We start from the raw sequence: 11,402 nt of genomic DNA on the forward strand, positions 1-11,402 counted from the left end.
TCAGGGGGAAATAGATCATCGGCTTGTCGTAGATCGGAAGGAGTTGTTTGCTCACCGCCGAGGTCATGGGGTAGAGGCGGCTCCCTGTCCCGCCAGCGAGGATGATGCCCTTCCGAATCACGGGGCGAATTGTATCCCCACTTCCCCGGCGGCGCGCAGCCGTCTCCGGCAGTAGAACACGGCGGCGTAGAACAGCGGCGTATCGAGGAGCGCCATCGCCCACTTGAAGAGCACGCCGTTCCAGAACAGCTCGGGAAATCGCGCCCAGGTAACACCGGTCGTTCCGACCGCGGCGAGAAGCCCGTTGACCAGCGCCGTATCCACCACCTGCGAGGTAATGGTGCTGGCATTGTTGCGGAGCCAGAGGTGTTTTCCCCGCGTCCGGCGCTTCCAGTAATGAAACAGCCGGATGTCGAGATATTGCGCGCCGAGGTAGGCGAGCATCGACGCGGTGACACCCAGCCATTGGAGGCCGAACACCTTCTGGAACGTGGAATCGTCCACCGGGCTCCATGGGGCCGCGGAAACGCTCGAGGACAAGAAAACGAGTCCCATCACGAAGAGGCTGGCGACGAGGCCGCTGGTCACGACGCGGTCGGCGCGCTCTTTTCCGTAGATCTCCGAGAGGATGTCGGTGACGAGAAAGGTGACGGGATAGGCCAGGATTCCCACAGATTGCTGGAACGAGAATCCCGCCCGGAAAAAGGGCAGTTCCCATATAAAGAACTTCTGGAAGACGAGATTACAGGCGACGAGAGCCGCGATGAATACCGCCGCAAGTGCGAGGTAGAGATCCTCGGATGCGGCGCTCCCGTGGGGGTCGTTCTCGACCAGCTTCAAGCGAATAGCGGCTCCGTCTGCTCGTTGAGCAGAACCCAGAGTCCGTAGGCTCCAAGCGCCGTTCCAAACGGGAAGTTGAGCAGGTTCAGCGCCGAAAGCAGGATGGCACCAACCCGAGCCCATTTCTGGAACTTGAGAAGTCCGATGCCCACGACGATGCCAGGAATCGAGAAAACGGAGATGGCAAAGAACAGGAACACGGCCAGGGCTACGAGAATCGGCGCCGCTCTCGTGGCGTCGGGCTCACCCACCATCCGGAGGATTCCCGCCAACCCCCCGAAGAAAAGCAGAGCGGCCAGAGCGCAAAAGACACCAATGATGCCAAAAGCAGTGTACAGCGCGCCGACGATGGTAACGTGTTGCTTCATGAGACTCTCAAGTATTCAATGCCGTGGCGGGACCCGCGATCGATCGAGCCGCCACGGCTCGGCCTTTGCGGCGCTTCGCGCCGATCTCGCCCGCCTGCGCCCTTCGGGCTTCGGCGCGGTTCCGACGAAGCCTTGGCGAAGTCGAACGGCAGAAGTCTTGGCTACCGCTCGGCAGGCTGGACTGTACTTTTTCATCAACCTGCTAAATAAACTCCGATGCCCACCGCTCGAATACCATCAGGGGAAAGAGCTGGTGGGCCCGATTCGCCCGGCTCGAGACATGCTCGGACACCAACCGCTCCACCGCATCGTATCGAAAGAGCTTTCGCGCCTCGACGCGTTCTCGAGACAGCAAGTCGTTCATCAGAGGTCGCAGCCCGTCTCGAAGCCAGTTCTTCATCGGAATGCTGAAGCCCTCTTTGCGCCGATGGAGGACGTTTCCGGGCAGCTTTTCCGACAGCGCCTTTTTGAGGATGTACTTTCTCGTCGAGCCCCGCAGCTTCAAAGAGCCCGGCATCCGGAAAGCGAGCTCGACCACGTCGGTGTCGAGGAAGGGCGCTCTCGCTTCGAGCGATGTCGCCATGCTCATGCGATCCACTTTCACCAGGATATCGTCGGCGAGAAAGAGCTTGAAGTCGGCGTAGAGCTGGCGGTTGAGGAGGTCGTCGCGTGGCTCCGATAATCGGGACACGACGGCGTCGGAAGCGTCGGAGGCACCGAGCGACGACGCGAGGTCCTCCGAGTACAGGGCTCTTTTTTCCCCGGGACCGAGGTAGGACATCCAGCGGTAGTGCTGCAGCTCGGGCGAGGCCACCGCACCTTCGAGGAAGCGCTTGGCCCGGTTGACCAGGCCTTTCTTCTTGTCGCTTGGTGGAAACCATTCGCTCACCCGGTGGAGCAGCCCGAGGCTCTTTTGACCCGGGAATCGGGCGAGGGTCCGCGCGATGCGATCGGCAACGTACCAGTCGTATCCCGCAAAGAGCTCGTCTCCCCCGTCGCCGGAAAGAACGACCTTCACGTGGCGGGAGGCCACCTGGGACAGGAGATACGTGGGGAAGAGCGATACGTCGGCGAAGGGCTCGTCGAGGTGCACCACGAGCTGGTCGAAGAGTCCGGCGACGTCGGGCTCGATCGTCTCGACGGTGTGCTCGGTGCCAAACCGCTCGGCCACCAACCGCGCATAGGCCGACTCGTCGTAGCTCGCGTCCCGAAACGCGATGGAAAAAGTCTTCACCGGCCGCTTCGAGCTTTCGCTCATGAAGGCCACGACCGCGCTCGAGTCGATTCCCCCCGACAGAAACGCCCCGAGGGGGACGTCCGCCACCATCTGAGAACGCACCGCGGCGCCCAGCGTCTCCCGGAGCTCCTCCGCCCAGGATTCCTCACTCCGCGGCTCGGTGGCCTCCGCGGGAGCGTTCCAATAGGCCCAGGTTCGCACGACTCCGTCTTCGATGCTCATCGCGTGAGCCGGAGGAAGCTTGCGCACCCCCTCGAAGATGGAGTACGGCGCGGGGATGAACTCGTAGGTGAGGAACAGGTCGAGCGCGCGCGGATCCAGGTGGCGGGGGATGTCCGCACGTTCGAGGAGTGATTTCAGCTCGGAAGCGAACACGATGTCGTGGGCGCCCTCGTAATAGCAGAGAGGTTTCTCACCCGCCCGGTCGCGTGCGGCGAGAAGCCTCCGCCGGGGGCCGTCCCAGAGCGCGAATGCGAATTGTCCCTTGAGTCGGGCGACGACCCCGTCGCCCCACTCCTCGTACCCATGAACGATGGTCTCCATGTCGGAACCGGTTCGAAACTGGTGTCCACGAGACCGTAGCTCGTCGCCCAGAGTGCGGAAATTGAAGATCTCGCCGTTTCCGACGAAAGTCAGACTCCCGTCTTCGTTCGTGATCGGCTGTCGCCCGCCGGCGACGTCGATGATGGAGAGGCGCTTCAAGCCCAGACCGACCCCCGGCAGGGTGACGAGACCGGTGTCGTCGGGACCCCGATGGTGCAACCGTTCCACCATCCGACGGATCAGAGCCGGATCCACCGGACGGCGGGCGTCGCGAGCCACGACGCCGGCGATGCCGCACATCGAGTCAGGACCCGTTGAGGCGCGCGGCGAGCTTCTTCCCGCCGAGCTCGACGACGAACTTCAGGTACGGAAAGACCCGCTTCATGGCGGCGGCGTTGACGAAGCACGGGCTCGCACAGCTGGGGCAGACCCGATCGAGCACCTCCTGACGCAGGGCGAGGTTGTCGGCGTCGAAGTAGAGCTCGTAAGGGTCGGTTTGCCGCACGTTGCCGATCACCCGAGAGTTCTCGCAGTAGGTGATGTCACCGTTCGGGTTGAGCAGGATTCCCTGGTCCATCGAAGGACAGGGCATGGCGCGCTTCATACCGTTCTCGAACATCTTGACGTAGGCATGATAGAGAAGGCCGTCACCGTCGGTGAACCTGGACTCGCGAGTTCGTTCGCGGAAGAAGGACGCCAGACGGGGGAAGTCATCTTTCTTGAGCTCGGTGGACTCGACGAGATCCATGTTCCCGAAGGCGAGCTCCGAGTAGCGGGCGATGGAAAAGACAACGTTCAAGTTCTCTTTCCGGCAGAGCTCGTAGATCTTCTCGCCTTCCTCCATGTTCTGAGCAGTGAAGGTGAAGGATACGCCGAAGTTGAAGAACTTCTTCTTTCGCAACTCCTGCATCGCGCGAACGGTATCCATCGCCCGTTCGAATGCGTGCCACACCCGACGGATGTCCTCGTGCGCGTCGCCGACGCCGTCGAGGCTCACGCGCGTGCCAAAGACGAAGCCCCGCTCGTTGGCAACGTCGATGATCCGCTCGAGAGTCTTCACCACCCGATCTTTGACGAAGCCGTTGGTGTTCAGCGTCATCTTCCGGAGGCGGGGCATATTGTCGGCCATCAGCCGGACGATGTCGACCATGTCCTTGCGTAACGTGGGCTCGCCGCCGGTGATACCGACGTATTCGATGGTGCGAAACAGCCTGCTCGAGAACGTTCGGGCGTACTCCTCGGTGGTCAAGTCATCGTGATAGGGAAGCTTCCACGAGTTGCACATCACGCATTTCGAGTCGCACTTGTACGAAACGTTGAAGATCAGCACCGTCGGTGGAATGGCGCTGAAGCGCCCCACGATCTGCGTCTTCACGAAGTCGGCCGGCAGGGATGGAAGACTGGTCTTGAGCAGCTTGCCGACGTATGCTCGGTCACCAAACACGGGGTCCTATTCCTTCTTTCTGCGATCGCGCACGATTTTGGCGGGAACCCCCGCCGCCACTTGATAGGCGGGCACGTCCTCGAGAACCATGGCGCCAGCGCCAATTATAGCGTGTTCCCCGAGCACAACCCCTCCTCCCACGACGGCGTGGGCGCCGATCCACACTCCTTCGCCAACCTCGATGGGAAGCCCAATGCGTCCCTGCTCCGATACCGCGACGTCCAGTCGATCTCTCATGTGATCGCCCCCCACCAGATAGACGTAAGCCGCCATCATGACGCCCCTGCCCACCCGGACGCGATGGGCGGAAAAGATCTCGCAGTTGAAACCGATGTTCGCCCGCTCCTCCAGATGAATGTCACCGTTCTTACAGGAAAGAATCGTGTTGCGGCCGATGAAGACGCCGTCCTCGAGTACGATTCCGTCGTTGTCGACTCCTTTCGCGTCCAGGAGTACGTTGTCGTCGACGACGACATCGTTGCCGATGCGGATCTTGTGCGGATGGCGGAGGACCACGTTCTGGCCGAAGGTGACGTTGCGACCGGTCGCGCCCAGGAGCAGCGGATAGAGCTTGGAGCGCAGGACGAGCCCGAGGGCGCCCGGGACCCAGGCGGACAAGAGCATGACCGTCTCATAGACGACGAGAGCCGTGAGGCCGGCTCGGCCCACCACCAGCTCCCGGTACTTTTGGAGCTTCGATTTATTCTGGTCGGCGATCGCGCGCTGGACCACGGGAATCCGCTCGTCGTTCGGCTGCACGGCGTCAACGGTATCAGAGCCAGCCTGCCGAGCGGTACCAATCCAGGGTTTCGGAAATGCCCGCCGCGAGATCGATCTGGGGCTCCCAGCCAAGAACCCGCCGGGCCTTGTCGATTCGGAAGGCCCGATGCTTGAGAAAGAAATCGAGCCGACGGCGGTGAAGCGGCGGCTCGATTCCGAAGGGGCGGAACACGTCCTCGCAAACCGCGGCCGCGAAGCGCATCGGGCCAGCGGGCCAGCGAAATCGCGGCGGGGCCACTCCGGCCTTCTCGGCGATGAGTGCGACGAGCTCGGCGACCGTGGTGTAGCGCGCTCCCGCGAGGATGAAGGCTTGACCCACGGCCGAAGGCGCCTCCGCTGCTTTGACGAACCCTCGGGCAACGTCCTCGACGTGGGTCAGGTGATAGAAGACATCTCCTCGTCCGATGAGGGGAAACCGACTCCGAGCGATTCCCCGAAACAGCTTGAGGAATCGGCGGTCTCCGGGTCCATAGATCCCGACAGGCCTGAGAATGACCGCAGGCAGCCCGCGCTCTCGATTGAGGGAGAAGAGGAGGCGTTCCGCCTCGACCTTGGTCTGCTGGTAGATATCGCCCGGGTTGTAAGGTGAGCTCTCGTCCGCGGGGGGATCGACCTCCCCATGGACCCCGCAGGTGCTGCAGTACAGAAAAGGCACGCCGCCTTCCGCGAGCGCTGCCTCGGCCAGCCGGCGCGTGCCTTCGACATTGACTTCACGATAGGTACGGTCGGAGAGCTTGGCTTCGCGGTAGACTGCCGCCAGATGGAACACGCGTTCGACGCCCGATACCGCCCTGCGGAGGTCGTCGCAATCGGTGAGGTCTCCGACGAAACGCTCGACCTCGACTCCATCCAGGAGATCGAGCCGGCTCGCCGGGCGCACCAACGCCCTGACACGGTGGCCGGAGGCAGCAAGAATGCGAGCAAGGTGGCTGCCGGTGAAGCCGCTCGCCCCGGTAACCAGAACTCTCAGTAACGCCTCCTGGACTCGGACGAAACGCCTATGTTAGCCTACCTTCTTTTTGACGTTTCAACGAAGGAGGAAAGTCTCGTAACATGCTCATTCGACGACGATCGGGAACGCTCACCTTGTACGCATCGGCTCTAGCGTTCGCCGGATGCAGCGACACTGGCAGCTCGGGATCGGGTGGCACGAGCTCGAGTACCACGATTACCGCCCCGGGCATCGTGGGTCCGAACGCCACGACTCCTATTTCGGAGCAACAGCCCACGCTCACGGTCACCAACGCGAGCGTCAGCAGCGGTGCCACGCCGACTTACACGTTTCATGTGTCGAGCGACCAGAGTTTCGGGAGCCTCGCCGCCCAGGCGTCTGGTGTCGGCCAGGGATCGGGGCAGACCAGCTGGCAGGTCGACTCTCCATTGGGCGACGGCGCTTACTTCTGGCGTGCTCGCGCCGAGGCCGAAGGCACGTCGGGTCCGTTCTCGGCGGTCGCGCAGTTCGCCATCGCGTCGGTGGGCGGAGGTTCCGGCGAGACTCTTCTCGTTCTGGATCCATTGACCGGCGGCACGACGCTCGCCACCGACCGCGGTGGAGGAACACTTACCGACCAGGGGTGGCGGGTCGAGAACAACGGAGATTTTCTTCGCTACGAAGTCCCGACCGTGGTCGATGGCTACGTGCAGTGGGAGAACCTGGGGCTGACGCCTCGCGGGGTGAACGAGGCTTCCCACATGCTGTTCGGGATGTGGGATCCCTCCGCCGGCGCGTTTCGGCAGAACGCGTTCCGGGTCCACGTGCAGAAGCTCTGGAACAACCCGCACAATCCGCCATTTCTCCGCTTCCGCTGGATCTCCCAGGGGCGTGAGGCGGACGCCGACGCGAATTTCACCGACTGGGACCCCGGAACGGTTTACACTTGGCGTGTGGATTGGGGGCCCGCCGAAGGTGCCAACACCGCCCGGGTGTTCCTGGACGGCGACGAGATCATGCAGATTCGCTACAATCGTCCCTACCAACCGAACACCCATTGGATCGAGCTCGGAATCGAGGAGCGACACGAATCGGTGATCGACGCCGTCTACCGAAACTTCGCCGTCGTACGCAGGGGCCAGTGAGCCTTACCAAGCAGACGGGCCCGATTCTCGTTCTCGGCCTGGGACTCGCCTCTTGCGGCGACAGCGGCGGGTCCTCGTCGGGATCGTCGGGCCCGAGCATCACCATCACCACGCCCGCCATCGTCGGACCCACGGGCGGGGCGCAAGTCACCGGTCAAGTCACATTGACCGTCACGAACGTCTCCGTCACCGGCGGAGGCGGCACGCCGACCTACACGTTTCAAATCGCCGCCGACTCCGGCTTTGCCGACCTCGCCGCCCAGACGTCGGGCATCCCCCAGGATCCCTCGGGACAGACCTCGTGGACCATCGGCTCCGAGCTCGCGAGCGGCGAGTTCTTCTGGCGCGCCAAGGCGAGCGTCGGCGGAACCATGAGCGCCTTCTCGGAGGTCGGGCGCTTCGTCTTCCAGGGCGGCGCCGAGACGCGAGGCCCCACGGATCGCGTACTCCTGTTCGACCCGCTGACCAATGGCATGACCCTCGGTGACGTAGGCGGAGGTGAGTTCGTAAGCGACGGATGGATGGTGATCGCCAGCTCGAATTTCATCGTCTACGACATGGAGACCATCGAGACGGGCTTTCTCGAGTTCGATATCAAGGGCCTCGACATCCGCAACCCGACCCGGGATGCCCGCCATCTCTTCTTCATGTGGGACCCCAGCCTCGGCAGCGACATGACGTCGAACCGCTTCCGCGTCAGCCTTCAGAAGCTCGATGGCCGCACCTCCATCAACGACCGCTGGCTGAGGCTCCGCTTCATCTCCCAGGGAAGGCAGACCGACGTTGGGAGCACGTTCCGCGGCTGGGTGCCCGAGCGGACCTATCGCATACGGCTCGAATGGGGTCGGGAGGGCGAGGTCAATGTCTGCCGGCTATTCATCAACGACAATCAGATCTTCTTCTTTCATTACCCGCGTCCGTACATCCCCCAGATCCACCGGATCGAGCTGGGGGCGGCCGGAAGGGCGGAGACTCCGGAAGGGGCGATCTATTCGAACGTGGTGATCGGCACGCGCTAGGGCTTTCGCATAAAAGGGGGATAGGGAGATTCGAAGGAGACACGGAGATGAGTTCTCCCCTATCCCCTTATCCCCCTTTTTACACCAGGATCTGAAGCCGGGGCTCAGTCTCCCGATTTGTCGCGGTCCTCGTGTTTTCCGAGAAACTCCCGGATCGCATACGGCGGGCTCGTTCGGTTCTCGTGGTACAGGCGGGCGAGGAGCTCTCCGAGCAGGCCGAAGCCCGTCATCATCAGTCCGAACATCATGAGAAGCATCACTAAGAGAAGAGCTGGCCTTCCCCAAATCGGCTCCCCGAGGCCGAATTTGACCCATGTCAGGTAGCAGCCAAGGAGGAAGCCCAACCCACCGATCAATAGACCCAACGCACCGAAGATCTGAAGAGGACGGCTCGAGTAGCTCAACAGGAATTTCACGGTCATCAGATCGAGCAGGACCCGCAACGTCCGCGAAAGACCGTACTTCGAGTTTCCTTTGTTGCGTGGACGGTGGTTGACGCCGATCTCGTCAATCGAGACGCCAAACTCGCTGGCGACAGCGGGGATGAAGCGGTGCATCTCGCCATAGAGATGGATGTTCTGAACGACCTCCGCCCGAAACGCCTTCAACGTGCAGCCGTAGTCGTGGAGCCGGACTCCGGTCGTCAGAGAAATGAGCCAGTTCGCGATTCGAGATGGCAGCGTGCGGGACAAGAAGGGATCCTTCCGGTTCTGCCGCCATCCGCAGACCATGTCGAACCCGGCGTCCAATCGATCGAGCAAGCGGGGGATGTCTCCCGGATCGTTCTGCAAATCGGCATCGAGCGTGACGATCACCGGCGCTCGGGCCGCGGCGAACCCCGCGGCGAGTGCCGCCGTTTGGCCGAAGTTCTTTCTGAATCGAATGACCCGCACCCTCTCATCACGATGGTGGATCGACTTCAGCAGCGCGAAGCTCGCGTCGGTGCTACCGTCATCGATGAAAAGGATCTCGAAGGGCTTGCCGTGAGCTTCGAGCACGTCCGCAAGCTCGCGATGGAGCGGTCCCAGATTCTCGTCTTCGTTGAAGACGGGAATGACGACCGAGATCTCGGGCGAGATCGAGACCCCGAGCGCGCGATCGGGCACATCGGTCCCAGTCTTGGTCTCGGAAGCCACCGCGGCGAGTATACCCCGATCGCCAGAGCGTTTGGGATTGGTAGGAGCCCATGGGGACCACTTGCGATGGGGTTATACTACTCAACGCCGAGCACATCAGCATGGGTCGAGTCGATCGCGAGCACGTCAAGAAACTCGGGGAGCTGGCGCACGTTTCCCTAACCGACGAGGAATGCAGCGCGCTCACCGAGGAGCTCGAGGTCATCCTCGCCTACGCCGAGCAGATTCAGTCGGTCGACACCGACGGCGTGAGCCCGATCGCCCATTCGGCCCTCGAGCCGGCTCTTCGCGACGACGTTCCCCGTCCGGGCCTCGCCCGCGAGCCCGTGCTCGAGGGGGCTCCCGATGCGAGCGAAGGTCTCTTCAAGGTGCCCAAAGTGCTGCCGTGACGATCTGGCGGCGGACGGCATCGGAGATTGCCGAGCTCACCCGTTCCGGTGAGCTGTCGGCGGTCGATGTGACTCGGAGTTTCCTCGAGCGAATCGAGAAATTCGACCACAAACTAAAGGCGTTTCTCCACCCCATGGCCGAATCGGCGATCGCTCGTGCCCGCCAGCTCGACTCCACCCCGGCGGGAGAGCGCGGCTCGCTTCACGGAGTTCCGGTGGCGGTGAAGGACATCATCGCCGTTGCCGGGACCCGATGTACCTGCGGCTCTCGCATCCTGGAAGACTACGTGCCCCTGTACGACGCCGAAGCCGTCGAAAGACTCCATGCCGCGGGCGCCGTCGTGCTCGGCAAGACCAACCTCGATGAGTTCGCCATGGGCTCCTCGACGGAGAATTCCGCCTTTCACCCGACGCGCAACCCCTGGAACCTGGATCGCGTCCCGGGGGGATCGAGCGGAGGCTCCGCCTCGGCCGTCGCCGCGCGCCTCGCACCGGCCGCCCTGGGGACCGACACCGGCGGTTCGATCCGACAGCCGGCAGCGTTTTGTGGCATCGTCGGTCTCAAGCCAACTTATGGTCGCGTGTCACGCTACGGCCTCGTGGCTTTTGCCTCGTCGTTCGATCAGATTGGTCCCCTCACCCGGACGGTGGAGGATGCGGCGCTCGTTCTGCGAGCCATTGCCGGCCACGACCCGAAAGACGCGACCTCATCGACGCGGCCGGTGTGGCAGGAGACCCCGGATGGCGACGTTTCCGGCCTCGAGCTCGGCGTTCCGCGAGAGTTGCTCGACGGCACCGACCCAGAGGTGGGCTCCGCCTTCGACGCCGCCATCACCCGATTCCGCGAGCAGGGTGTCATTCTTCGCGACGTGAGCCTCCCCTCGGCAAAGCAAGCCGTGGCGGTTTACTATCTCCTCGCAACCGCTGAGGCGAGCTCGAACCTCGCTCGCTACGACGGAGTCCGGTACGGTATGCGGCACGGAGAAAGCGAGGGCTTGCGGGGGATGATAGGGACGACCCGCGACGAGGGGTTTGGTGCCGAGGTGAAAAGACGCATCCTCCTCGGAACCTTCGTGCTCAGCTCCGGCTACTACGATGCCTATTACCAGAAGGCGCAGAAGGTGAGGAGCGTGATCGCCGCCGACTTCGAGCGTGCTTTCGAATCGGTCGACGCCATTCTCCTGCCGACGGCACCCACTCCCCCGTTTCGCATCGGCGAGAAGGCGAACGACCCCTTGTCGATGTATCTGTCGGACATCTTCACGATCACCGCCAACCTCACCGGAGCTCCGGCGGTGAGTCTACCGGCGGGCTTTGCCGCCGATGGTCTTCCACTCGGAGTGCAGATCGTGGGACGGCCCTTCGACGAAAAGACCATCCTCGAGCTGGGGCGGGCCTTCGAGCGAGCAACCGGATTTCATGAGCGGCTGCCACCCTTTTTCGATTGAACGATCACGTAGACGGGAATCCCCGAAACCAGCAACAAGAACCCCCAGTAGACGATCTCGGCACCGGCCCCGGCGATTGCCCAGAGCGAATAGACGAAAGCGGGAGCTCCGAGCACACTCGC

12 protein-coding genes are annotated in these 11,402 nt (G+C 62.8%); 4 read left to right on the forward strand and 8 right to left on the reverse strand.

Annotated elements, in window-relative coordinates:
* From VEK15_13100 to VEK15_13130, 7 genes are all read right to left on the reverse strand, one after another.
* On the reverse strand, nt 1-118 hold a 118-nt coding region (locus tag VEK15_13100), incomplete at its 3' end, for a sugar phosphate nucleotidyltransferase (GenBank protein HXV61628.1).
* Nucleotides 118-840 (reverse strand): queuosine precursor transporter, encoded by a 723-nt coding sequence (locus VEK15_13105; protein HXV61629.1) that lies wholly within the window; start codon nt 838-840, stop codon nt 118-120. The genes VEK15_13100 and VEK15_13105, both read right to left, overlap by 1 nt.
* Nucleotides 837-1,208 carry a hypothetical protein gene (locus VEK15_13110; protein ID HXV61630.1) on the reverse strand — a complete coding sequence of 124 codons (372 nt, stop codon included), beginning with the start codon at nt 1,206-1,208 and terminating at the stop codon, nt 837-839. Before VEK15_13110 ends, VEK15_13105 begins: the two co-directional genes overlap by 4 nt.
* A 202-nt stretch (nt 1,209-1,410) precedes the next feature.
* The gene (gene asnB / locus VEK15_13115; protein ID HXV61631.1) at nt 1,411-3,288 is read right to left on the reverse strand and encodes an asparagine synthase (glutamine-hydrolyzing); all 1,878 of its coding nucleotides are present in this window, start codon (nt 3,286-3,288) and stop codon (nt 1,411-1,413) included.
* 4 nt (nt 3,289-3,292) lie between these two features.
* Nucleotides 3,293-4,432, reverse strand: coding sequence for a radical SAM protein (locus tag VEK15_13120; GenBank protein HXV61632.1), 1,140 nt, complete (start codon nt 4,430-4,432; stop codon nt 3,293-3,295).
* Nucleotides 4,433-4,438: 6 nt separating this feature from the next.
* Nucleotides 4,439-5,191 (reverse strand): DapH/DapD/GlmU-related protein, encoded by a 753-nt coding sequence (locus VEK15_13125; protein HXV61633.1) that lies wholly within the window; start codon nt 5,189-5,191, stop codon nt 4,439-4,441.
* 13 nt (nt 5,192-5,204) lie between these two features.
* On the reverse strand, nt 5,205-6,182 hold the full coding sequence (locus VEK15_13130) for an NAD-dependent epimerase/dehydratase family protein (GenBank protein ID HXV61634.1): 978 nt from the start codon (nt 6,180-6,182) through the stop codon (nt 5,205-5,207).
* Between the two features lie 83 nt (nt 6,183-6,265).
* Between VEK15_13130 and VEK15_13135 the strand changes: the two genes are divergently transcribed.
* Complete coding sequence (locus VEK15_13135; GenBank protein ID HXV61635.1) at nt 6,266-7,288, forward strand: hypothetical protein; 1,023 nt, start codon at nt 6,266-6,268, stop codon at nt 7,286-7,288.
* Nucleotides 7,285-8,307, forward strand: a complete 1,023-nt coding sequence (locus tag VEK15_13140; GenBank protein HXV61636.1) for a hypothetical protein — start codon at nt 7,285-7,287, stop codon at nt 8,305-8,307. Before VEK15_13135 ends, VEK15_13140 begins: the two co-directional genes overlap by 4 nt.
* A 104-nt stretch (nt 8,308-8,411) precedes the next feature.
* Here VEK15_13140 and VEK15_13145 read toward each other — a convergent pair whose 3' ends face one another.
* On the reverse strand, nt 8,412-9,443 hold the full coding sequence (locus tag VEK15_13145) for a glycosyltransferase family 2 protein (GenBank protein ID HXV61637.1): 1,032 nt from the start codon (nt 9,441-9,443) through the stop codon (nt 8,412-8,414).
* Between the two features lie 50 nt (nt 9,444-9,493).
* Between VEK15_13145 and gatC the strand changes: the two genes are divergently transcribed.
* A complete protein-coding gene (gatC, locus tag VEK15_13150) occupies nt 9,494-9,832 on the forward strand; it encodes an Asp-tRNA(Asn)/Glu-tRNA(Gln) amidotransferase subunit GatC (GenBank protein HXV61638.1) in 339 nt (112 codons plus the stop codon).
* Complete coding sequence (gene gatA / locus VEK15_13155) at nt 9,829-11,280, forward strand: Asp-tRNA(Asn)/Glu-tRNA(Gln) amidotransferase subunit GatA (protein HXV61639.1); 1,452 nt, start codon at nt 9,829-9,831, stop codon at nt 11,278-11,280. Before gatC ends, gatA begins: the two co-directional genes overlap by 4 nt.
* Nucleotides 11,281-11,402: the final 122 nt, after the last annotated feature.

It is taken from the genome of Vicinamibacteria bacterium, from assembly GCA_035620555.1.
Lineage (GTDB): Bacteria > Acidobacteriota > Vicinamibacteria > Marinacidobacterales > SMYC01 > DASPGQ01.